The organism is Methanosarcina sp., assembly GCF_028693135.1.
In the GTDB taxonomy this organism is placed as follows: Archaea; Halobacteriota; Methanosarcinia; order Methanosarcinales; family Methanosarcinaceae; genus Methanosarcina.
Map to the genome: position 1 here is coordinate 15,475 of NZ_JAQUVZ010000007.1, position 23,919 is coordinate 39,393.

The window sequence follows — 23,919 nt, forward strand, 5'->3', positions numbered from 1 at the left end:
TAATGGGGAAGTTTCCGGGCTGTGCCCGACGTTTCTGGTGCAGAGTTAAGTGAATACACTTTCTATCTTATATATTTTCTTCTCCGCGGGCTCCAGAATTTTAAAAATCAAAAAGTGACCTCTGACCTGCAGGCTTTTCTGGATTTTCTTCCTCTGGTTCCTTTGTTCCTGTTCCTGCTGTTTTTTCTCTCTCAGTTTCTACTGTTTCGACCGATTTTTTTATTTCAAGGTCCGAAAAAGATATCTGAGTTCTGGGCTTCCCAGTCTCTCTTTTTGTTATTTTTGAGGATTTTTTCTTTTCTTCCACTCTTTTTTCTGCAGGTCCAGGCTTTTCTGCTTTCAGGGATCCGGGCAGTTCGAGCCAGCCGTACTGGCCGCCTCCGCCGGGGTGGATTATAACATCGCCTTTCCTGAAGGCAAGAATTGCGCTTACTACCCTGTCATCCACGATTTTCAGAGCTTCAGGTTCTGCATAGATAAGGGCTTCAACCTCGTTTCCGAAATGCTTGACAATGGTTTCCCAGGCAGTCTTTACTCCTTTTGTCTGGACGCTTGCGTGGCCGAGTGCCATCTGTATGATCTCTGCAAGAGGAATCAGGTGAAGATAAGGAGGGCGGTAGTCAGGATGTTCTGGCTCTTCAAAATCTGCAAGTTCATTGACCCGGTCAGCCACTCCTTTTTTAATAATGCCCCTGCATATAGGGCAGCGCCATCGGCTGGCTTCGGCTTCCGGCAGCGAATACTGAGTAAAGCATTTGATGCATGCAGATCGGTTGTACTTTCCTTCTTCAGGGAAAAAACCGACGTTCAGAGTAGCCCCGTATCCCTGCTCCCTGAGAATGGCTTTTTTGATGCCCTCAAAAGTGATGTCCGGAACATTGAATTGAGTAAATTCCCTTGCCAGTTTGTTGGTATAAGGGGAATGGGCATCAGAGTTTGTAAGAAAGGTTAGTCGGTGCAGTTCCTCAATCCTATCCGCGTAATTACTGTCTGCACTCAGGCCAAGTTCTACAAAAGAAATGTAATCTGTCATATCGCCATAGCAGCTTTCCAGGCTGTCGTGGTAGCCATAAAGAGCAGTCCACGGTGTGAAAGCATGACATGGGCCGATAAGAGCTCCAAGGTCTTTTGCAATCTCTGCAATTTCACAGCCATCCAGCTTAACTGATGGGCGCCCATCTGCTTCAAGGTTTCCGAAAGGGGCAATTCTTTCTGCCAGCTCTTCGGCTTTTGAAATAGAAGGTAAAATAAGAAGGTGGTGTACCCGGTCTATATCCTCAATCTCGGTAGTAGGGATAAAAATTGTATTTCCTATCCGGATTTCTTCGTCTGAAATAGCTATTTTTTTAATCTCTTCCAGCCACTTCGGATGAGTACAGTCCCCTGTACCGATAAGCTCCATCCCTTTTTTTGAGGCTTCACTCGCAATTGTGGGTAGTTCCATTTTCCTGGAACAAGCCATCGAATACTTCGAGTGGAGATGGAGGTCTGCATTGACTTTCATAATCCTTCAGCAGGAAACCCCTGAGTCTTTAGCTAAGGGGAGGAATGCGTCAACTTCCCTATCCTGCTCTATTGAATTCGTTTTTTTATCTATGTAATGAGGGCGAATAAACCACCCTCCTTCTACCTGGAATTTTTTTTCTGTGTATTTATCCTATGTAGCGCAGGTCTTCGTCCGTGGGTTTAACTTCAGGGAAGTTCTGCTGATCTTCTTTTTCTTTCAACTTTTCGAGGATATTCTCCATTTCCTCTGCTTTTTTCTTAAGGGAGTCTGTGTTTACCTCGATCCCGAATATATTGCACAGCACCTTCAAAAGAGACTGGGCACTTTTTGGATCCATCAGGTATCCTGGTGTCATTCCCATAAGGCAGGCGGCATCTATGCTCCTCATCCCGCTGAAAGCCACAAGCAGGCCGGATGCACCTACGATTCCTCCGCTTGGCTCCGATTCCCTGAACTCGATCCCGTATTTCTTAAGCTCTTCGATCAGTTCCGTGCTGTTGGCAACCCCAAGGACTGTCTCTTCATAGGTGAGTTTGCCTGTTGGGTAGCCTCCGAGGGTGTATATCCTGGATACTTTTAGTTCCTCTGCAATGTCCAGATAAAGAGAGCAGAGTTCGTAATGTCCCTGTGAAGTAGTGCTCTGGTGGTCCCCTACAAGAAAAAGAACATCATTTTCGTTTGCTTTCCCCTGGTATATGGTGTTGCTTACCGGACGAACCGTGCAATCTTTATTGATAAGGACCTGGGGTGGAAAATGTGGAGAATAAACCTCCATAATCTTCTCAGCCTCAAGTTCGTCTACCAGATGTTCTGCCACCAGCTTGCCAACAAGCCCCACACCAGGAAGTCCGACTATCAGTATGGGGTTTTTGAGCTCAAGGTTTTCTTTCAGGCGGACAAGTGTACTTTGCTGCATAAAAAATCCCTTATCCTTTCTTTGCGAGTCTTCGGTACTTACCGTAAGGGTCCTTAGGAGAAAAGCGAGCCGGGATAGCGGGTAAGACTTCTCCCCCACAAGCCGGGCATTTTTCCCTCAAAGTGTACCTGCCGCAATTTTTACATTTGCGGATCTTTTGTCCCAAAGGTTATCACGCCTTTGCCGATTCAATATGCCGTTTGAAAATCCCATGTCCGCCAAGTTTAGCAATGGTGTCCACTGCTGTCTGAGCGGATTTTTTAAGGACTGATTCGGCTTTCTTATAGTCAGGAGCTATTACCTTGATTCTATATCTCGGAGCCCCTGTGTAACTTACTTCGAGCTTGATATCTTCTCCATCAACATCACTGATGGAATTTGCAGCATGAAGGGATTGTTTTATGATCTCTATGCCGTTTGGAAGATCGCAGGTCAGATCCACATACCCTGCGATATCCACAAAGGGTAGTTTGATATTTTCTCCTGCGATTTTGATTATGCTCTGTAAGTATTTCTTGTTGACTTTGAGCCCTTTAAAGGCGTTTTCCCCTTCGACAGCTGCTTCTTCGAAGGCAGAGTATGCACTTCCAAACTCTTCTACAAGTTTCTCATGCAGAGCCTGCAGGCCACTTTCATCGCCCTCGCTCTCGGTCTCTTCGGCCACGAACTGGAGCCACTTGGTGGCTTTCTGCTCATTCTTCCAGTCCTGAATCTTGGCCCGACGCTGGTGCTCATTTACGTCTTTCAACGAAAGGTCAATGTGGCCGCGGGAAGGGTCCACGTTCAGAACCTTGCAGACAATCTTCTGTCCTTCCCTTACGTAGTCCCTGACGTACTTGACCCAGCCTGCTTTTATTTCGGAGATATGGATGAAGCCTTCCCTTCCTCCGAATTCCTCAAGCTCGACGTAGGCTCCGAAATCAGTTACATTCTTCACCGTACAGACAACAAATTCTCCGATTTCAGGCCAGTTATCGTTTCCCATTCGTACCACTTCTCAATTTTTGTTCTCTATTATTCTATACTCTATTTCTGTTCAGTGCTTTTCCTGATCCAGTTATTCAAGCACTTCCAGAATATGAGTGGTAATTGTCGATTTTCCACCGGTTGGTTCGGCAAGGGTCCTTCCACAGACTACGCAGGTAATTTTACGGCTTGCGCTTCCGAATATGATCTGTTCGTTCTCGCAGTCGTTGCACTTTACGCGCAGGAACCTGCTCTTTGGTCGCTGGGTGTAGTCTATCATTATATCTTACTCCTTGAACTCGAACTTCTTTGCCCTGAAACAGGGTCTCTGGTGTGCTTTCTTACATACGGTGCAGCGGTACCTGAGCCAGATGCGCTTTGTTGGCTTGTCGCCACCGGGCACCTTTGAGAACTTTCCGCTGTTTCCTATGCCTTGCTGTCTTTTCTTCTGCCTCGCAATGTGAGTCATTGATGAAGCTTGTCCCTTCTTGACCCTCTCTGCTACGTGTTCGCTGTGGGTCTTACAGAACGGGCAGTAAGTTCTGAACCGCTTTGGAATTTTCATTATTTACACCTTTTTTGATGATTATTGGTATTTCTGTTGTGTCCATTCCAGCTTTTGTGGAAAAGCACTGTTAAATATATTTATTGAATATACGTATGGCGTTACGTATGGCATTTTATTCCTGGGAATCTATTATTTGGGAAGCTTTAATTGATGAATTTGGGAAGCTTTAATTGATGAGTTTGAAATCGTCTGGCCTCTTTTATCTCTATTTCCGGAGTGACTGTCTCCTATTAATGGTGAGGTCAGAGCACGCTAACAAGGTTAAGCTACACAGATATAGCTACACATATATATACTAATACTATTACCTGAAGTGTTTTTCCTTCATAAGGCACGAATCTGTCGTTTACCGGGTCTCTGATGCGCCTGCCCACAACTGTTTTTCTGGCTAAAATAAGCTGCATGTCTCAAGGAGTCAATTCTTTTCGGAATTCTTTTCTCCGGAGTTTTTCTCTCCGACAGCAATCAGTTTTGCTGCTTTCCGCTTTATCAGCCCTGTTGCGTTCAGGTGCGGCAAAACAACCACATCTTCGGCATTGACCTTATAGTTCTGGCTGTCTGCTCCTGTGAAGGTAGGCAGGTCCTTCAGTATTCGGACAACAACGTATTTTTCGTTTATATCGTTTTTGCTCGACTCTGTCCCTGTGCCTTTCCTGTCTGCAGCCGCGGTTATTTCCCTGCCTGTCTTTGCTTCTGGATGAAGCACTTCAGGCGCTTGTTTTGTTGCCCAAACACAGGGCCAGACCGCAACCTTCCCGGAATCAGGATAAAGAATGGGACCCAAAAGCTCTACTTTTGCAGCTTCTATTCCCTGAAGCACAATGTCATACACCATTTTCTCCGCAGGAAGCAGCTTTTCGATATCCTTTGAAATAGGTTTATCAGTGTTAGATTGGATCGTTGCCCTGGTAATGACCTTTCCTATCCTTTTCATAAAGATAGTCTCAAGGTCCGAAAGCGCTCTTTCATGCTCGTCATTGAGCATCTTTGATTCCGGAGAACGGGGATTATTAATCTTCCCTATCTCTTTCTCAAGCTCTCGGATGTATTTTTCAGCTTCCTGGTAAAAATCAGCCTGAATCGTTTTCAATGTCTGGTTTTTTTCCTTATACAGTGTTTGGCTGATTTTTTCTATGTCCATACTCCGCAACACCTCTACAAATTAGATATACGGCTGCATACTCCGGAACTTCCTGTATGCCTTCTTCTATTCTTAAATCCTTGCCCTTCAGCTGTACTGAGAAAGGCTTTGAAACGGTTATCTTTGTTGGTTTGTCGCTGAAGATAACTGCGTCATTGAGCGGATCAAACCTTTCCAGTTCGGATAAAGCAAGCTTCTTAACCAGCATCCCGGACCCGCCGTGCAGGGACCCGGGTACGCGGATCAGGCGTTTGATGTCGGCAGTAACCGGTTCGTCAACACTGGCTCCGAACCTGTGCAGGAAATCTTCAACTGATTCCTGCATAAAATATGCGGCAATCTCCTTAAAATTTCTTACGTCGAAGTCCAGCCTTCCCCTCTCAAGAATGTCATTTAAGCCATTTTCGCTGTTCGTAATATTAATCAGCTTTTTTATTGTTGTTTCCCCAACTTTCTCATGCCTGCGGAGTTCGGGAAACATCTTTGTCCTGTGCTTCTTTTCACACTCAGTTTTCATGTAGTCCGTAAGATAAAGCGCAATCCTCTTTCCCCATCCGGAATCGTATCCAACAAGCGTGCACTTCACAGGTACGTTCTTTATCCCTTTGAAAGCCTTTGATCCTGTCCCGAAATCTCCATCCATTGCAACTTCCTTGAAAAAGTACTTGAAATCAACGTCCCTCCCGCTGATATAATTCACGATTTCTCTTCTCTCTGAACTCCCAAGCTTCAGGACTTTCGGATTCGTAACGTGTAAATGATATCCTCTTCCCCCGGAAAATACCAGCTCAATTTCCTGCTCTGAAAATCCAAAATCGTCTAAAAGAAAATCTACGAGCTTAAGAGTCTCTTTTTTCACAAGCTCAAGCATATCAGCATAATTATTCGGGGCATTTGGCAGGTGGTCTGCATCAAGGTCAAAGATCAGTTCTGCCCCGAGCCAGTTTTTCTCATTCATCTTCCGCGCATCAGGATATTCATAATATGCAGTCGAATAGTAAACATGCGCAGGAGCCATTCCGTAAAGGTAATCAAGAGCTTCCCCCGGTGAACCGAAAGACTTGTGCCGATGCATCATTTTTTCCGGCATATCATCGTAAAAGATGAAAGCCCATTCCCGGTTGAGCAGGTGGTCCGGAATACCTATTTCAGCGGTTTTATAATAATTCTGAAAACAGGATTTCAAATAACGGGTGGTTCGGTTGTCCATGGTTTTTGAGAATTTGGGTTTTTGAATCTTTTATTTAGAGTTTTGGGTTGGGATTTTCTATGATGGATTAACTCATATTTTACTTTTGTTTATATTATTTTTTTTAAATCAGTTTCTCCGCAAATTCAGATCTGAGTCAGAGGCTTCGAACCTGATGGAAAACCATTTGTTGTTATTGGGAAGGACTTGTTATAGTATATTATAAGGGGAAGGAATTTATTCCGTACGAAAAACAGTTCATAGACAATAATACTAAATTGGCTAAGACGCCTGGAATTAAATTTCCTGTTAATATATATAATATGTCTATAATTGTTTCTGTTAATGTCTGTAAAATATCAGAAGAACTGTTGAAACTGACCACGGAATAACAACGGAATAAGAACTTTTGGGGGGAAGATCTTATGGGAAGTAAAATTAGCCTTAAAAATCACATTAACTCAGTTATATGCCATCTGAAAAAGGATGAAATTGAAGACTCATATGTTATGGCAAAGCCTGGAAACTTCACAAATCTTGAAACTTTGGCCAGCTCTTATTCGGGTATGGAATTTGTACTTATCCCGTCCGGAGAATTTGATATGGGGGCATCTTCCGAAGAAAAGGGCAGATCAGATTCCGAATCTTCGCTTCATAAAGTAACAATTAAAAATCCTTTTTACATGGGTAAGTATCCGGTTACTCAAAAACAATGGGAGAAGATAATGGGAAATAATCCTTCCCACTTCAAGGGTGAAGCCCGACCTGTTGAGATGGTTTCCTGGAATGAGGTCCAGGAATTTGTTAACAAATTGAATGCAGCAGAGGAAACTGATAAATACCGTGTACCTTCAGAAGCCGAATGGGAATACGCCTGTAGAGCCGGCACACAAACAAGGTATTCATTTGGTGGCGATGAGTCAAAACTTAATGAGTATGCATGGTACGCTGAAAACTCAGGTAGTAAAACTCACTCGATTGGCCGGAAGAACCCGAATCTCTGGGGTCTTTACGACATGCATGGGAATGTCTGGGAATGGGTTCAGGATAAGTGGCAGGAAAACTACATCGTTTCTCCTCCAGATGGAAGCGTTTGGGAAGACGGGAACAGCTTCTATCGGGGTTCTCGTGGGGGCAGCTGGTACTGTGATACCAAATCCTGTCGTTCAGCTAGCCGTTTCGGGCGCGACCCTGAGAGCCTTTTCAGTAACCTGGGCTTTCGCCTGTTGAGGGAACTGTAACCTTACTTCCTCCTTTTTAGGCGCATATATGCTTTCCCACAAATCTGTGATGGCAGATGATTGCGGTTTAGAGATCCTACTTTGCATCTGATGTGCTTAAGTTTAGGTGCATGAGCCGGAATCAGGCGACATTAATGCGCTTAAAAATACAGAACTAAGGCTCCAATCCCTTTTTTTCTTCTCATCCGAACCACTTTCAGAATTTCTCCAATAACTGCCGCCAACAATAAGTCCTCTTGAGCGAAGCGAAAAGGACCGCGTACTCCCGAGGCGCAATTCGGGCAGCGAAAAGGACCGCGTACTCCCGAGGCGCAATTCGGGCAGCGAAAAGGACCGCGTACTCCCGAGGCGCAACTCGGGCGCCGAAGCTCTAATCGGTCTAGACAATAGACTTATACCTGAATCCTCTATTATATCCACTTCATGAAACAGGATATGTCAAGTGCCGACGTTGCTGCAGTTGTTGCCGAGCTGTCAGGGGGCTCGAAGTCCATTCTTGATTCGAAGATCGGGAAAATCTACCAGCCCGCAAGTGGGGAAATTCGCATCAACCTTTACGTTTTTCATAAGGGCAGGGATAACCTGTTCATTGAGGCCGGGAAGCGTATCCATTTAAGTAAACACTTCAAGGAAAGTCCCACGCTTCCTCAGGCTTTCCCCATGCTCCTCAGGAAATACCTGGCGGGGGGCAGGATCGTATCCGTGGAGCAGCACGACTTTGACAGGATCGTGAAGATCGGGATTGAGAGAGGGGGGATCAGAAACACCCTCATTGTGGAGCTGTTCGCTCGGGGAAACGTCCTGATTGTGGATTCTGAAAACAAAATTATCCTGCCAATGAACCCCGTGACTATGAAGGACCGCAGGTTGAGGAGCGGGGAGATTTATGAGCTTCCAGAGGCACAGTTGAGCCCTGTGGAGGCTAAGGTTTCGGACCTTCTTGATGCGTTTTCAAAATCAACGGCTGATATCGTCCGGACTATTGCCACGAGATTCAACCTTGGAGGGGTCCTGGCAGAAGAAGCCTGTGCACGTGCAGGGATTGATAAGTCTAAACCTGCAAAAGAAGCCACTGTAGAGGATGCGGAAGGGCTCCGGGAGGCGCTGCAAGATCTCTTTTCTCCGCTGTTCAGGGAAAGGGCTGCAGGCAAAGGTGAGATAAAGGCTGAATCAGAAACCGGTGCCGAAACTGAAGCTGGAATTGAAACTGAAGCTGGAATTGAAACTGAAGCCGAGGTTGGAACTGAAACTGGAATTGAATCTGAAGCCGAGGCTGAAATCGAAGCCGGCAATGAAATACAGGTTGAAGAAGTTATAACTCAAGCTGGAAGTGAAGGTCAGGTTCCGGGACTCCGACCTCAGCATATAAAGATGGAAATCAACGGGAAGATAGAACCCTTCGATGTGGTACCTTTTGACCTCTCCCGTTATTCTGAATACGAAAAAGAATATTTTGATTCATTTAATACGGCACTTGACGAGTTTTTCGGGAAAAAATCACTGGAACAGGTTGCAGAGGTAAAGGAAGCCGAAAAAAAGGAGAAAAACCTTGGCGTTTACGAAAGGCGGCTTCTCCAACAGGAAGGGAGCCTTGCAAAGTTCGAAAAAGAAATCGAGAAAAATAACATTCTTGCAGAGATAGTCTACGCCAATTACCAGATTATCGAAGAGCTCTTCTCCGTACTCAACGGCGCAAGGGCGAAAGGCTATTCCTGGGATGAAATCCGTTCTATCCTTAAGCAGGCTAAAAAGGCCGTGCCTGCTGCACAAATGATCACAAATATTGACCAGAAGACCGGGACTGTAACGGTTGAGCTTGATGGTAAAAGTGTCAACCTTGATATCCGGAAGACAGTGCCTCAGAACGCCCAGGAATATTACGAAAAGGTCAAAAAGTTTACTAAAAAGAGAGATGGGGCTATCAGGGCTATTGAGGACACCAGAAAGGCTATGGCAAAAAAGGCGGCTGCAAAGGTTGCAAAGGCAGGGAGGAAGCTGCTGGCGTCCCGGAAAAAACACTGGTACGACCGTTTCAGATGGTTTGTGTCCTCAGACGGTTTCCTGGTTGTAGGAGGCAGGGATGCCGACACTAACGAGGAAGTTTTTAAAAAATACATGGAAAAAAGAGATATCGTCTTCCATACACAGGCACCGGGCGCTCCTCTTACAGTTATTAAAACCGGAGGAGAGGAGGTCCCGGAGTCTACCCTTCGGGAAGTCGCACAGTTTGCAGTTTCGTATTCCAGCCTCTGGAAATCCGGACAGTTCAGTGGGGACTGCTACTGGATTAAAGCCGAACAGGTCACAAAGACTCCTGAGTCAGGAGAGTACATTAAAAAGGGGGCATTTATTATCCGCGGGGAGCGCAATTACTTCAAAGACGTACCTCTTGGGGTTGCAGTCGGGCTTGAGCTGAAAGGGGAGACGAGGGTCATAGGTGGGCCTGTTTCTGCAATCCGGAAGCATGGGGACTATATCCTTGAACTTACTCCGGGAAAATTCAATCAGAATGATATCTCGAAAAAAATCTACCGGACTTATGCGGATGAGCTTGGTGATCCTCGTTTTGTAAAACAGATCGCATCCCCTGACCTGGTAGCTATGATGATCCCTGCGGGGGAGTCAGACCTCAGGAACCAGAAACCCGGACGAAAAGGTCAGGGAACCGAGCCTGACGGGAAAGAATACGGAATTCGGGAAGTCGAAGACAGACCTGAGGGCAGTGGGGACGAATCTGAAGAGGAATTTGGAGAAGAATCCGAAGATGAATTCGGAGAAGAATTCGGAGAAGAAACCGGAGAAGAAACCGGAGAAGAAGTCGAAGAGGAATGCGGAGAAGAAGCCGAAGGTAGTATTGAAGTGGAAATTGAAAAGGAGACCCGAGAGGAAAGTGAAGAGGGAAGTGAAGAGAAAATTGAAATGCATGGAGTGAAAAAGGTATGAGGGTTACGCACCGCTTTCTGAAAGGCAGGGAAGGGGAAATTGCCGTAACAGCCGAAACCCTTGATGACCTCTGGCACCTGAAATACATAATTGAAAAAGGGGACATGGTCTTTGCCCTGACCAAACGGAAAGCCGATAGCGCAAGCGACAAACTCCGCCCGGAAAAAGTAGAGAAAGTAAAGGTCAGGCTTGGGATCAGGGTTGAGGAACTGGAGTTCCATAAATTCGCGAACAGGCTGCGAATACACGGGCCGATAGAGCAGGGGATGGACACCGGCTCCTATCACACTCTTAATGTTGAAATAGGGACTAACATTTCCATCGTCAAGGAGCACTGGAAAAATGACCAGTTTCAGCGCATCCAGGATGCCGAAGAGGCCGGAAAACGTCCCAAAGTTGTTCTTGTGGCAGTCGAAGAGGGTGACGCAGACATTGGTTTTGTGCGCCACTACGGAATTGAGATATATTCCCATATCCGGCAGTCTTCGGGGAAGCGAGAGACCGGGCTCAGGAATGTATTTTTCAGTGAAATTGTTGAACAGCTCAGGCATGCGGTTCCCGAGGACGCCTCTATAGTGATTGCAGGCCCCGGGTTTACCAAAGAAGATTTCCTGAAGTATTTCCATGACGTTGAGCCTGATATGGCTTCAAAGGCGCTGACTGAAGACACTTCCATGATAGGGATGTCCGGCTTTCAGGAAGTACTCCGCAGGGGAGCTGTGGACCGAATCATGCAGGAGTCCCGTATAGCTCGGGAATCCTCTCTCATGGAAGACCTCATTAAGGAGATCTCAATGGATGGGAAAGCCGCTTATGGTTTTGCGGATGTAAAAAATGCTCTTGGGTACGGGGCTGTCGAAACCCTGCTAATTGCTGATGAAACCCTGCGGGAAGGGCGGGAAAAAGGGGAAAATATCGATAAACTCCTTATGGAGGTTGAGAAGGCACAGGGAAAGGTCGTTGTATTCAGCACGACCTTTGAGCCCGGGGAAAAGCTTCACAAACTGGGAGGAATTGCAGCTCTGCTCCGCTTCAAAGTAAAGGGCTGAGCAGGTACAAGGTCTGCACTTTCAGCTTTTTAGTTTTTCTTATCTAACTATCTATTTGTTTTTACTTTTGTTTTTACTTTTGTTTGGTCCCGTTCTTTTTTATCTCTTATTTCCTTCTGCCCTCGTTTTTCCAGAAAACCGAAACTATTCATTTTATTTTATGTTTTTTATGTTTGGTTTATTATTATTTTTCTTTTTTTGGTTCAAATTAGTAAAATTTATTAACTACTATTCTTTATTTGTTGTTACTTTCTGCTGAATTTATAATAATATTTGCTTATAGTTTCCTTTTACGTATGGTTTGATTAACAAAATTCTATAAATTGGTGGTGATGTTTATGAATTTAGGTATCCAAAAAGCTTTGTCTTCACTTTTTGTTGCATTTGCAATCTTTTTGATGCTCCCGCCTTTAGGCCTTGCAGCTACGGCTATCAACGGGGCTCCTCTTGACACCAATGCAACCTCTTCCGATGGTTTTTGCTGGGATGCAACCACTTTTGGGGGCTTTTACTATTCAGCAAACAAACACAAGGATCTTGTGGCCTCTGAAAACTGGTTTGGAGAACGTCTTCAGTACATCGAAACCGATGACCAGTACGAACTTGGGAAAAACAACCCTGGAAACCATGTTATTGGTGAAGAGGAGCTTGTTTATTCTACAAGGCAGTTCCCCAACAAATACAAGGTTGTTTCTGAGCTTGGACTTGATGGCAGTACAACGCCTTCCGAACTTGGAGGGATGGTTTTCTACAAGATTCCCTGGTTTGGCAAACCTTATGTTGCTGTTGAAAACGATGCTACTCAGCTTGCAAACCTCGTAATCGACCAGGAAGGAAGCGATAAAAAAATACTTAAAGCCGGTGATGTCTGGGATCTCGGAAAAGGCTACTCTCTGACCGTGAACCAGGTTGATGTCGAAGGCAACAAGGTCTGGTTCTCCTTATCTAAAGACGGGGAAGAACTCGAATCCGGGATTGTTAATGCAGACGGGACTGTGGAAAGTCAGACCTTTACTGCAAAGGCAGATTTTGGGGACGGAAAAGATCAGCTCTACTTCATCACCTATGTTGACTCGGTTTTTGTGAGTGCTACCGATTCTTTTGCTGTCTTCAAATATACCTGGCTTATTGACAAAGATGACATCCTTATTATTAAAGAAGGGGATGAATACCAGGGCTTTGAGGTAAAGGAGGCTTCCGAAGATGAGCTTGTTCTCAAAAATACCGGTTCGATTACCTTGAATCTCGATAAGGATGTAAAGAATTACTTTACAGATTCCTGGTATTTCATGATTTCAGATGAAGGGAAGGGCAGTACTTCTCCTAACGGCTACGTTATTTGTCCTGTAAAAGAACTAAGCAAGCCTGGAAATTACACTTTGAGAGGTGTGCCTTTTGACACCGGTTTAACCTCCTCCGATGAGTTTTGCTGGGATCCGACCACTTTTGGAGGCCTTTATTATTCTATAAACAAACACAAGGATCTTGTGGCCTCTGAAAACTGGTTTGGAGAACGTCTTCAGTACATCGAAACCGATGGCCAGTGCGAACTTGGGAAAAACAACCCCGGAAACAATGTTATAGGTGAAGAGGAACTTGTTTATTCTACTAAGCAGTTCCCCAACAAATACAAGGTTGTTTCTGAGCTTGGACTTGATGGCAGTACAACGCCTTCCGAACTTGGAGGGATGGTTTTCTACAAGATTCCCTGGTTTGGCAAACCGTATGTTGCAGTTGAAAACGATGCTACCCAGCTTGCAAACCTCGTAATCGACCAGGACGGAAGCGATAAAAAAATACTTAAAGCCGGTGATGTCTGGGAACTCGGAAAAGGCTACTCTTTGACCGTGAACCAGGTTGATGTCGAGGGCAACAAGGTCTGGTTCTCCTTATCTAAAGAAGGGGAAGAACTCGAATCCGGAATTGTTAATGCAGACGGGACTGTGGAAAGTCAGACCTTTACTGCAAAGGCAGACTTTGGGGACGGAAAAGATCAGCTCTACTTCATCACCTATGTTGACTCCGTTTTCGTAAGTTCATTTTATTCTTTTGCAGTCTTCAAGTATACCTGGTTAATCGACAAAGATAACATCCTGATTATTGAAAATGGGGATGAATACCAGGGTTTTGAAGTAAAAGAAGCTTCTGAAAACGGTATTGTCCTCAAAAATTCCGATTCGATTACCCTGAACCTTGATAAGGATAAAAATAATTACTTTACCGACTCCTGGTACTTCCAGACTTCAGATGAGGGAAAAGGCAGTACCTCTCCGAGCGGATACGTTATTTATCCTGCAACGGATGTTGTTATTGAAGCTGAAAAAGCCTCTGAATCCGCAGATAATTCTACAGAAGAGGCTAACGTAGCAGATGCGGCTCCGGGTTCAAACGAGTCTAAAAACGTCTCCCCAGATTACAGGGCAGCTCCGTCATCCTCTTCCAAAATTGCGGGCTCTGAAGATAGCGAAAGTTACCCTGAGGGAGCCACCGAGGAAAGCTCCGTAAAACTTCCGGGCTTTGGAATAATTTCCGGGATTAGCGGGGTTATGATATGTCTGTTGCTTAGAAGAAAGAGGTAACCTGTTATTATTCTGTGAGAAATAGAGAGTTATTCTCCTGGAGTTTTGTTCTCTTTGAGAATTATCTCTCAATATCTTTTTTATTTGGTTCTTTTCTGTTTTTTCTGCTTTTTTTGGCTGATTGCCAGAAAGGCTGGCGTAGGAGTTTCTGCCTGCCTGTGGCTTGAAAACGGTTTAGGGGTGAAGGTAAGTATTCTATCATTCCCAGGGGCATTTTTTCAGTATAATTATCTTTCTTAATTGCGGCACTGGTTTACAGGTATTTTTTTTCTCACATCGCAGACTGGTCCAGTCCCTTTGCAGCCCAGGAAGAAATATCTGAAAAATTCTATCCTTGATTCCGGAATGATCAACCAATTAATCGGGAACTGCTTTTTTTCAGATAAGGAGAAGGGCAATAAATCCGCTTAAGAATATTCCATCAAAGGTCCCTGCCCCTCCGATGCTTGCAACAGGAGCTCCGAGATTCTTGATTTTTCCCAGATTAAACAGGTCAGCTCCTATAAGAGTCCCAAGCACTCCTCCTGTATAAGCAATAATAACACGGCACTGCTCAGCAGGGCAGCCAGGGATATGGATAACCGAAGTAAGCAGGATTGCAGTAAGGGCAGCTGTCAGGGGCGGGACCAGAGCCGGAGTTGCAATTCCTATTCCCCGAATTGGCTTCGCTACGGAATAGGTTATGGCTGCAACAACCGCTACACCAATTCCTGCAAAAAGGAGGGAAGAAGGGAATTGTGTCAGAAGATAGGTGGAAATAAGGACCGGAATAACTGCCCCTCCTACATTGATGGCAAGTACTGTTTCATTTCTAACCCTCTGCAGGATAGGAACCCTGTAGGAAATCCCAAAGACCTTTACATAATTTTCCTTGACAGCAGGAACCTCAGACCTCAGGGTTGTCAGTGGGATATTGATCCCGCTTCCAAGGAGGGACAGGAGCAGGATTAAAAGCGCGTCTTCTGCGGAAAATCCTATTTTCATGAATGTAGAAACAATAACTCCCAGAAACAGAGATCCAAGCCCGAAGACCATAATGAGAATCAAAAGGAAAAGGAATTTCAGGCTGAAAGGCATGTAGAAGATCTGTCTGCTCATGGAATCACTCGCTGTTCTCCGGGCTTCTGCATATTAAGAGGTATGTACATTCTCTTTATTAATGAGTATCCGTTTTCATTCGAATTTCCATATCTGCACCGGAGGACTCCAAAAACCGCGAAGAGCCAACATTTTCTCTGCATTCCTGGTCAGATGTATCTGGCAGCAGGCTGTAAGGATTCCATACAGATGGTCTCTTTTGCATCTTTATATACTCTGAGGACTCCGCCTGACTCTGATATTGTAACTGAGATTGCTACCGTATCCCTGCTGATGGCGGCTGCTGAGACATGCCGTCCTCCCAGCCCTTTATCAATATCAATATTTTTCCCGTCCACGTCAAGGTATCGTCCTGCTGCATGGATAAAGCCTGTCTCATCTATCACAAAAACTCCGTCAAGCTGGGAAAATTCCTTTATGGATTCCCAGTTTTTCTTGTCAAGGATGTTTCTGTGAGCTTCTTCATGGCCTGCATAAGGGTTAAGAATTATCTGATGAGAGCGTTTCAGGACTTCTTCGGAATCGCCTACAATAAAAGCAGCTCCTATTTTTTTCCCTTCCCTGCCTGTAAGGGCGATATCAAAAGCAATTTTCAGAACTGCATTCATGACTTCAGGCTTGACCCTCTCTTCACATTCTTTCATTGCTTTTATCAGAGGGTTTTCATCGAGGCTGTGGACTATAATAGAACTGGAACCGCGAGTTTCGACAACACCAACGACAGTCCCGCATTTGGGCCCCCCAAGCACGTACTCTATGGCTGTGGCATGTTGCAGGTGGTCGTAGTTTCCCGAAGCTTCCCGGTTGAGCTGGTCGCTGAGTTCTTTTGCAGGACTTTTTCCTTCTTTGCCGGTTGCTACGAGGTGATCTATTATGCTTTTCGGGCGCATGGCTATATAATAAACCGGGACTTCTCCGGTCTCGATCCCCTCAAAGCTAAGGTCTCCTGAGACCATAATTGCGGCAGCACCAAGTTTCTGGGCAATATCGGCTGCCGCTTCTGCAATTATACGTGCTCTGTCTATGTCGTTCACCCCTTTTTATTTTTATACAAATATTGTCAGTCCTGCTTTTTTGTTATAAGGTTAGTTTATATTTTTGCTGTTTGATCTTGAAGTTAATTATTATTTCTTTTAGTTGATGTTATTCTCCATAGGTTAACATTAGTTCTCAGAGTTAACATTAACGGTTATTGCATGCGTAACAGGCCTGTTTACTATGTGGTGTAATATTTGATATATTATAATTGTTCTGTGCTTGCTCCTATTTTTTCTCGTTTCTCTGTTATTTTTCTCCTCAATTCCAGTTATTCATTTCGCTCACCTTTTTTAAATGTATTTCGGGTAATGCGGGTTTACAATTTTTTTCTGAAAACGGCATCCTGAATTAGATTTTCCTTAATGGTAAAGTGATAGAAACATTTTTCTGGTTATTTCTTCTAATTTATACTGGTGAAAGCTTTGATCAGGACATTTATAGCAGTGGAACTGGACCCGAGTTTCAGGGAAAAAATCCGCCAAATCCAGGAGAAATTTGCCGATTTTGAACTTAAGTTTGTTAACCCTGAAATCGTTCACATAACTCTGAAGTTTCTTGGTGATGTTGAGGAATCAATGGCTATCCCCCTGGCAGAAGCTCTTGATTCTCTTATTTGTGAATCTTTCGAAGCAAAAATTGAAGGCATCGGGGTTTTCCCAAAGTTGTCGAATCCTAAAGTGCTGTGGCTGGGGGCAAGAGGAAACTTCGAGACTCTTCATGATGATGTGGAAAACGTACTGAAACCTTTTAAATTCAAAGAGGATGAGAGGGCATTTACTGCTCATGCCACCCTTGCCAGGGTAAAATCCCTGAATAAAAATCAAAAAAATGCTTTTGCAGATGTTCTGAAAGAGTTAAAAGATACAAAAATTGGCAGCATGCAGGTAAATAAAGTGCTTCTGAAGAAAAGCACTCTAACCCCCGACGGTCCTATTTATGAAACCCTGCATACGGCATACCTGGACTGACAGGTCTTCTTGCGCTGGACTGTATACGTCCTCAACCCCCTGATCAGTTCCTTTTGTGTATCTTAACTACAACATCTCACACTGGTCTGTCCTCAGCTATAGCCTTCTGCTTCATATTCTCTGAATCCGCTTGAATACACAAGCCTGTGGTCTTCGGTTATTATAAGGCATTCAACACCTTCGAGATTTTCTATCATTTCAAGCCCTTCTTCTTCTCCCATCACGAAGACTGCAGTTGCAAAAGCATCGGCATCAATAGCGTTTCTGGCAATTACCGTGCCGCTAATAATGCCTTCTGAAGGATATCCTGTTCTCGGGTCCGAGATGTGGGACACTCTTGCCGACTCGTTAAAGTAACGTTCGTAGTTTCCACTTGTTGCTACTGCAACATCATGAGCTTCAATTGAAGTAACATATTGTTCGCTTCTGTCAGGGTTCTGAAGGCCTACCATCCAGGATGTGCCATCGGGCTTCTGACCTATGTATCTCCCGTCTCCTCCCGCATTTACAAAAGCGTTTTCAATCCCATTCTCCTGCAAAGACTCGATTGCTTTATCAACTGCGTAGCCCTTTGCAATTCCTCCCAGGGCTACTTTCATCCCGGGTTTCAGGCTTACATCCCCATCTTCGGTGCTTATTTCCGAGTAGTTTACGAGTTTGAGAGTTTCATTCAGTTCATCTGCAGTTGGAGGTTTCTGCGATCCTTCAGGGAGGAATTTACTCTTCCAGAGGTCAAGTACTGGCTGGATGGTGATATCAAAGGCTCCTCCGCTTTTCTCTGAATAGTACTTTGACTGCTCCAGCACGTGGACAAAGGAAGGGTCAGCATTTTCAACTTCTCCTTTTGTATTCAGGATATTAAGCTGACTGTCTTCTTTTGAAGGGCTCATAAGAGCGTCAATTTTGTATATTTCACTAAATGCATCATCTATTGCCTTCAAAGCCTCACTTTCATTCGAAGCGTATACAGCTATCGTAACTGTAGTATCCATAGTGCTTCTTGTTTCTTGAAACTCCTGAAGTTCTCTATCCTCTTCAGGCTCAGGCTGTACACAGCCTGATACTAATATAGATATAATCAGTAAAAACGAAAATAGTATTTTGTATTTTGAATCCATGCTCTATCAATTTTTCCTTCTTGTTTTTTAATTTTGGGTTATTTTTATTATTCGATCCAGATGTTTCTTTTACGAAAGTCGAAGGCAGAAGGCCTGTTACTTTAGTGGCGGGATGAATGCCGTCAACGTCCCATATTTTCGCTATCTTCTAACCTCTAAATACTATTCTGTCCTATACTATGTACTGAATTCCTAAGCGATAACCAAGCCAGGGAAACCAGAACCAATTTGATCTTTCTTCACCTCTGGAACAGAGGGTAGAGCCTGTGGACTTATGAACGGTAGTTTGAGGTATGAAGCAGGAAGCCCGTTACTTCAGTGATGGGTAGTTCACTGGATCGGGGTAAAAATGAAATTGAAGGTGAAATTTGATTTTTATTCACTTCTTTGAGTACTTTTTTATTTTCAATGTTTTTTCATCTATTTTTTAACTCTGTCTTCTTATGTTCTATTTTTTGGTTTTTCTTTGTTGCCTCTTTTTATTGATATAAGACCTTTTATGTTCTTCCGATATTTCTTTCATTCTTTTTTTCTTTATCTTTTTAGTTGCTGCATTTATTCCTTGCTCTATGCGGAGCGTTCTATATTTATTCACTTTGATTTTCTGCTAGATTCATGATTAATGGTTAATAAATAATTAATTGTTAATTACTCTTATACGTTTATTAAATTTAATATATTTTATATGTTATACTATTTTTAAGGGGTTTATTCCTTTTCTTTGAAGGTTTTAATCGGATTCTTTTGCCAGGTTGGTTGAGATCTTCTGCAGGATTTTTAATGTATAATCATGTATATTTTCTCTGGAAAAATATATATATTAAGAATGTGTAAGTTTTTCCTTATATTTCAAATATTTTATATATTTGACCAATATATACAACCTACTATATATAAAGTATATATTTTTATTACTTTATACAATTTGGGTCAATTCCCTCAAACTTATTTCGAAAGAAATAAGTATTACCTCACGCAAACATTTTTCGTTGAAGTGAAATTTAGCTTTGTTTTTCGGAGTAAAATGGCTATCTAAAGCAAGGACAGGAAAAAGCCGGTGATCAAAAAGCCTTCAGGGGAATCAATTATGCCAAAAAGAGCTAGGCTAGCCGTTCATGTCAGTTCCTTCTCGCTTCAGTTTTCCGTTTATTGATTTTCTTTCGATCTCTAGACGATGCCACTGGAGGTCTGGAAGGGGCGGCAGTGTATCCCCTGGATGTGTACGATTCAGCCGTAAATATCCTTCAATCTCATTCATTACTCAATAATAAGCTTCAAGTTGTTGAAATTTGAACTTTGTTTCTTTCCAAGCATGAACATAACAACGTGAACAAAAAAAGAGAATGTGGTCGTTATGAATAGGTTAAATCTGTTGGTGTCGGGAGTCGCTGTGCTGCTTCTCGTGGCTGCTGGTGCCTATTCTTCTCTTGGCTATGCAGGGAATGATCAAATTGCATCCCACTACATGACCAAGGGAGAATGGTCCGATACGGTCTGCGGAGGCTGTCACTTCGATGTCTACGAAAATGTCAATCATTCTTATCATGTACAGGTAGATATGGATCGATGGTCTCCCCTCACAAATTTTGATATTGAAACATCCGGAGAAGAGGAATGGGTCAAAGAATTCGGGAAGTACCATCCTGGTGGAGGTCCGCTTGCAGAATATGGTGTTGGCGTTGACTGTATGATGTGCCATGAGCAGCATGGTCTCTACGATTTCGAAGCCCGTGCCGAGAAAATTGAAAAGGGAGAATACAATGATGCAAACAGTGCAGCCATGGTAAAGTCCAGCCTTGCTGCAAGAACCAGTCCTATACAGTTTTTTGTCTACAATGCTAACCTGCTTACCCCCTATCCCTTGCTGATCGTTTTCCACGATGATGTAAATGGGGCTCCTATGGAATCTTCCTGTGCCGAGAAATGTCACATCACCGATGTGGAAACGAGGGCTGTAGCCTGGGGCAGTGAGGAAACCTATGCAGAGTCAGATGCTCATGCCGCAAATGGCGTTGAATGTACGGAATGCCACCACACTGAAGGTTTCATCATAACCTCGGATCACCAGATAGGACGTGGAAACACTTCTGATTCCCCCGACCTTCCGGAGAGCCACTACGATGATACCATGCGCAGTTGTGATGACGCTGCGTGCCATGCAGGTATCTCTCACGGTCCATTTGCTGACTCTCACATGGAATTCCTTGCCTGTGAAGCCTGTCACATCCCTGAGCTTCCGGGAGGAGACCTACCGGGCGGCAAGCCACTTGAATCTTTCAGCTGGCAGAATGGAGAACGTGAAGATGTTTACCGGGAAGCAGACTTCCAGCCTGCCCTTGCCTGGTACAACGGAACCTTCGGCGATGTCCTGCCAAGCGTGGATACAAGGAATGACACAGGTGTAATGCTTACCCCGTTCAACAATATTACTGGAACCTGGTGGGACGCAGGTACTGACTCTGAAGTGCTTGCAAATCCGGACACAAGCATCTCCACTGGAGACCCGATCCCTGAACAGTATGTGAAGGCAGCGGATTCCAACGGTGATGGTGAAGTAACAGTGAACGAAATGCAGGCTTACGATGCCAACGGAGACGGAAAGCCCGATTATCCGAATGCGGTCCTGAGGACAGTGGAACTTTATTATCAGGTCGCTCATAGCATTGTCAGCAAAGATGTGGGAATTTCTTCTCCTCTGACCTGCAGGGACTGCCATGGAAGCAAAGCCGTTATTGACTGGACATCTATAGGTTATGTAGAGGATCCGGGAGGAGACTCAGCAGCCGCAAAAAGCATCGCTGTTACCTATCCCAGGCCGAAACCTGTAGAGGTTGAAACGAAACCTGCACTGTAAGGAGGCAGCAAACCTTGAGTGACGTTAGTAGACTTGATAAACTGCCTGAAAAGGTGATTATACCCATGAGGCAGCACGACGGAATTGCTTGTGCTCCTCTGGTAAAGAAAGGTGAAGAGGTTCTCGTCGGCCAGAAGCTGGGGGAATGCGAGGGCAGTGACCTCGCTTATGTCCATTCCCCCTTCTGTGGGACCGTGGAATCAATTGGGTTGATGCCAAATCCCACCGGAAAGAGAATCCTCAGTGTTGTGCTCACACCTTCAGAGTGTACACAATCGGTTGAGTTCGTTCCTGAAAAGAATGCATCTCCGTCAAGGTTAATTCAGATAATCAAGGAAGCGGGAATTGTTGAGTATTACGAAAAGCCCACATACCTTGCCCTGAAGCCTGGAAAGAGGATCGATACTCTGCTCATGAATGCAACCTTCCCCCTGATTACCCGTGCTTACCTGAATTCCCTTGACAAGGTCCTCAAAGGGTTCAGTCTTATGCTTGACGCAAGTGGGATATCGAGGGGAGTAATTGTTGTCCGGGCAGATGACAAGGAGTCCATAAAAGCCTTCAAAGGTGCTGTAGTTGATGGAAAACCCCTCACTATTGCCCCGATCATCGGGAAGAGGCATGCTGATTACTACCTTGAAGATCTTGATGACCGGATCATCGTGGTTGCAGCAGGCAAAATAACCTATACCCCAACGATGATGAACCTGCTCTCAGCTGATGTGATGGGCAGGAAGATCTCCCTGGGACGCGAACCCTCAGATGTGCATGTGGTAGTATGCGGAGTAAAATCTGCCAAAGCAGTATACGATGCCATTTATGAAGGTAAGCCTTACCTTGAAAACGCAGTAACGGTTACAGGAGCTGTCAACAAGCCCGGGACCGTATTTGTCAGGTTCGGAACTCCTATAAAGGACGTAATTGATGCCTGCGGAGGTTACAAGGGTGAACCTGGAAAGGTTATTGTTAACGGATCCAGGGTTGGAGTAGCCATTTATACGGATGAGGCGCCGGTGGTTAAGAACACCACTGGAATTGTTGTCCAGACCAAAGCAGAAGTCCTGCAGGATGATACGACTGCCTGTATCCACTGCGCCCGCTGTGTTGACGTCTGTCCTATGAACCTGCTCCCGACCAGGATTGCATCCTATTCGGACATAGGAAATTACGAGGAATGTGGGCAGCTGTACGCTATGAACTGCATTGAGTGCGGGGCATGTGCGGTAGTCTGTCCCTCAAAGAGACATCTTGTGCAATTGATCAAATACTCAAAACTTCAGATCCACAACATATATGCCGCTGAAGCTATGGGGGAGGCGACTAAATAAATGGCCTTTATGGTATCCCCACCTCCTCATATAAAGGAAGGTGTATCGATTAAGAAATTAATGTGGAGCAGATTCATTGTTCTTCTCCCGTTATGTTTAGCTTCGATTTACTTATTTGGATTCCCTGCTCTCGGTAATCTTGTTGCCGGAGTGCTGGGTGCAGTTTTTATCGAACTGGCAATCCAAAAGGCTTTCAAACAGAAAGTCACAATCGGTGACGGAAATGCAGCCTATATGGGACTGCTGATCGCACTGATGGTCCCACCCTCAGTCCCCTTCTGGCTGCCCTTTATCGGAGCAGTCTTCGGGATAGGGGTTGTAAAGCATGCTTTTGGGGGGCTCGGCTCTTATATGTTCCACCCCGCACTGGCTACCTGGGTCTTTTTGAAGCTTTCCTGGGCTTCACTGATGGTTCCGACCTCAGTTCCCCAGCTTGGTTCTCTCTCAGACCTTATCCTCGAGACCGGAGCCGGGTTCATAGCAGATGCATCCCCCATAGCTATGATCGGTGTGCTGTACCTCATTGCCAGAAGGTACATTGAGTGGAGAATTCCTCTCATGTATTTACTGACAACTATGGTGCTTGTCGTTTTACTCGGAGATCCCCTTTCTTACGTCTTTACAGGGTCTTTCCTGCTTGGAGTGTTTTTCATTGCAACGGAAACCTCCACCTCTCCAATAACTAAGAATGGAAGACTTGTTTACGGGATTGCTTGTGGGCTCCTTACAGTAATTTACGGGTATTTCACTGGAAATTATATTGAGGGGACCTTCTATGGACTGCTGCTTGCAAACGCCATAGCTCCGATGATCGAACGCTCTACCGTTCCAAAGCCTTTTGGAGGTGTTGAAGCGTGAAAAATACCCCGGCAAACATTATCATAAAAATGATTGTACTTTCAGCGCTTGCGGCTATACTTCTGGCAGCGACCTTTGTCCCTACCCAGGTGCAGTTGAAAGTGCTGCAGGAGGAACAGCAGAAACAGGCATTAAAAGCGGTTCTGCCTCAAGCTGCAGATTTCGAGCCGGTGACCGGAGATAAGGTAGATGCTGACGGAAATCCTGTGGTTCTGTATTTCCGTGGAGTCGACTCTTCCGGAAATATCGTAGGTTATGCCTTCCGGAATACTCAACCCGGTGCACAGGGCCTTGTTGAGGTTCTCGGTGGAGTAAGCTCGGACTTCAGCACCATAACAGGAATGGAAGTTATGTCCCACGCCGAAACTCCGGGGCTTGGAGCAAAAATTATTGAGCCTGGGTTTAAGTCCCAATTCTTAAACCTGCCTGTTGCAGATCTGAGCCTGTCCAGTGCTGGTGGAAAAGTTGATGCCATTTCCGGTGCGACCATTTCCTCTACAACGGTGGTGAATGCTCTACACATTGGTATCGATGGTGTGAGAGCTAAGGAAGGGTGAT

The 23,919-nt window shown here is 44.8% G+C and carries 21 protein-coding genes; 9 read left to right on the forward strand and 12 right to left on the reverse strand.

The annotated features are described in order from the left end of the window. Positions 1-100 precede the first annotated feature (100 nt). The 8 genes from PHF18_RS04975 to priS form a co-directional block, all read right to left on the reverse strand. Positions 101-1,504, reverse strand: a complete 1,404-nt coding sequence (locus tag PHF18_RS04975; RefSeq protein ID WP_300099180.1) for a TIGR00375 family protein — start codon at positions 1,502-1,504, stop codon at positions 101-103. A gap of 148 nt (positions 1,505-1,652) precedes the next feature. Continuing rightward, positions 1,653-2,423 carry a proteasome assembly chaperone family protein gene (locus tag PHF18_RS04980; protein ID WP_300099183.1) on the reverse strand — a complete coding sequence of 257 codons (771 nt, stop codon included), beginning with the start codon at positions 2,421-2,423 and terminating at the stop codon, positions 1,653-1,655. Positions 2,424-2,433: 10 nt separating this feature from the next. Further along, positions 2,434-2,589 (reverse strand): RNA-protein complex protein Nop10, encoded by a 156-nt coding sequence (locus tag PHF18_RS04985; RefSeq protein WP_082098461.1) that lies wholly within the window; start codon positions 2,587-2,589, stop codon positions 2,434-2,436. 6 nt (positions 2,590-2,595) lie between these two features. After that, positions 2,596-3,408, reverse strand: coding sequence for a translation initiation factor IF-2 subunit alpha (locus PHF18_RS04990; protein WP_300099189.1), 813 nt, complete (start codon positions 3,406-3,408; stop codon positions 2,596-2,598). 72 nt (positions 3,409-3,480) lie between these two features. After that, complete coding sequence (locus PHF18_RS04995; RefSeq protein ID WP_048124561.1) at positions 3,481-3,669, reverse strand: 30S ribosomal protein S27e; 189 nt, start codon at positions 3,667-3,669, stop codon at positions 3,481-3,483. Between the two features lie 6 nt (positions 3,670-3,675). Beyond that, positions 3,676-3,954 (reverse strand): 50S ribosomal protein L44e, encoded by a 279-nt coding sequence (locus tag PHF18_RS05000; RefSeq protein WP_229390108.1) that lies wholly within the window; start codon positions 3,952-3,954, stop codon positions 3,676-3,678. Positions 3,955-4,372: 418 nt separating this feature from the next. Then, entirely contained in the window at positions 4,373-5,098 is a 726-nt protein-coding gene (locus tag PHF18_RS05005) for a DNA replication complex GINS family protein (RefSeq protein WP_300099203.1), read from the reverse strand. Then, a complete protein-coding gene (gene priS, locus PHF18_RS05010; RefSeq protein WP_300099206.1) occupies positions 5,064-6,308 on the reverse strand; it encodes a DNA primase catalytic subunit PriS in 1,245 nt (414 codons plus the stop codon). The genes PHF18_RS05005 and priS overlap by 35 nt, the downstream gene beginning before the upstream one ends. Before the next feature lie 404 nt (positions 6,309-6,712). Between priS and PHF18_RS05015 the strand changes: the two genes are divergently transcribed. Next, entirely contained in the window at positions 6,713-7,528 is an 816-nt protein-coding gene (locus PHF18_RS05015) for a formylglycine-generating enzyme family protein (protein ID WP_300099209.1), read from the forward strand. Between the two features lie 102 nt (positions 7,529-7,630). On the opposite strand, the gene PHF18_RS05020 is transcribed toward PHF18_RS05015, so the two are convergent. Then, positions 7,631-7,915: a hypothetical protein gene (locus tag PHF18_RS05020; RefSeq protein ID WP_300099211.1), complete on the reverse strand. Its 285-nt coding sequence runs from the start codon at positions 7,913-7,915 to the stop codon at positions 7,631-7,633. 36 nt (positions 7,916-7,951) lie between these two features. Between PHF18_RS05020 and rqcH the strand changes: the two genes are divergently transcribed. The 3 genes from rqcH (at position 7,952) to PHF18_RS05035 (ending at position 14,099) form a co-directional block, all read left to right on the forward strand. Next, positions 7,952-10,471 (forward strand): ribosome rescue protein RqcH, encoded by a 2,520-nt coding sequence (gene rqcH / locus PHF18_RS05025; RefSeq protein ID WP_300099214.1) that lies wholly within the window; start codon positions 7,952-7,954, stop codon positions 10,469-10,471. Then, the gene (locus PHF18_RS05030) at positions 10,468-11,520 is read left to right on the forward strand and encodes an mRNA surveillance protein pelota (protein WP_300099216.1); all 1,053 of its coding nucleotides are present in this window, start codon (positions 10,468-10,470) and stop codon (positions 11,518-11,520) included. Before rqcH ends, PHF18_RS05030 begins: the two co-directional genes overlap by 4 nt. A 338-nt stretch (positions 11,521-11,858) precedes the next feature. After that, positions 11,859-14,099, forward strand: coding sequence for an S-layer protein domain-containing protein (locus PHF18_RS05035; RefSeq protein WP_300099221.1), 2,241 nt, complete (start codon positions 11,859-11,861; stop codon positions 14,097-14,099). Positions 14,100-14,477: 378 nt separating this feature from the next. Here PHF18_RS05035 and PHF18_RS05040 read toward each other — a convergent pair whose 3' ends face one another. Together PHF18_RS05040 and PHF18_RS05045 are read right to left on the reverse strand one after the other, a co-directional pair. Beyond that, positions 14,478-15,197 (reverse strand): DUF1614 domain-containing protein, encoded by a 720-nt coding sequence (locus PHF18_RS05040; RefSeq protein WP_300099224.1) that lies wholly within the window; start codon positions 15,195-15,197, stop codon positions 14,478-14,480. A 149-nt stretch (positions 15,198-15,346) separates the two neighbouring features. Next, complete coding sequence (locus PHF18_RS05045) at positions 15,347-16,222, reverse strand: diadenylate cyclase (RefSeq protein WP_300099482.1); 876 nt, start codon at positions 16,220-16,222, stop codon at positions 15,347-15,349. A 435-nt stretch (positions 16,223-16,657) separates the two neighbouring features. Between PHF18_RS05045 and thpR the strand changes: the two genes are divergently transcribed. Next, positions 16,658-17,203: an RNA 2',3'-cyclic phosphodiesterase gene (thpR, locus tag PHF18_RS05050; protein WP_300099485.1), complete on the forward strand. Its 546-nt coding sequence runs from the start codon at positions 16,658-16,660 to the stop codon at positions 17,201-17,203. A 92-nt stretch (positions 17,204-17,295) separates the two neighbouring features. On the opposite strand, the gene PHF18_RS05055 is transcribed toward thpR, so the two are convergent. Next, positions 17,296-18,321, reverse strand: a complete 1,026-nt coding sequence (locus PHF18_RS05055) for an FAD:protein FMN transferase (protein WP_300099227.1) — start codon at positions 18,319-18,321, stop codon at positions 17,296-17,298. Positions 18,322-19,675: 1,354 nt separating this feature from the next. On the opposite strand from PHF18_RS05055, the gene mmcA reads away from it, so the two are divergent. From mmcA to rnfG, 4 genes are read left to right on the forward strand one after another with little or no spacing between them, the layout of a single operon-like run. After that, complete coding sequence (gene mmcA, locus PHF18_RS05060) at positions 19,676-21,175, forward strand: methanogenesis multiheme c-type cytochrome (RefSeq protein ID WP_300099230.1); 1,500 nt, start codon at positions 19,676-19,678, stop codon at positions 21,173-21,175. 14 nt (positions 21,176-21,189) lie between these two features. Further along, positions 21,190-22,503 carry an Rnf electron transport complex subunit RnfC gene (gene rnfC / locus PHF18_RS05065; protein ID WP_300099233.1) on the forward strand — a complete coding sequence of 438 codons (1,314 nt, stop codon included), beginning with the start codon at positions 21,190-21,192 and terminating at the stop codon, positions 22,501-22,503. Further along, positions 22,504-23,361, forward strand: coding sequence for an Rnf electron transport complex subunit RnfD (gene rnfD / locus PHF18_RS05070; RefSeq protein ID WP_300099236.1), 858 nt, complete (start codon positions 22,504-22,506; stop codon positions 23,359-23,361). Next, on the forward strand, positions 23,358-23,918 hold the full coding sequence (rnfG, locus tag PHF18_RS05075; protein ID WP_300099239.1) for an Rnf electron transport complex subunit RnfG: 561 nt from the start codon (positions 23,358-23,360) through the stop codon (positions 23,916-23,918). The genes rnfD and rnfG overlap by 4 nt, the downstream gene beginning before the upstream one ends. The last annotated feature ends 1 nt before the right edge of the window (position 23,919 follow it).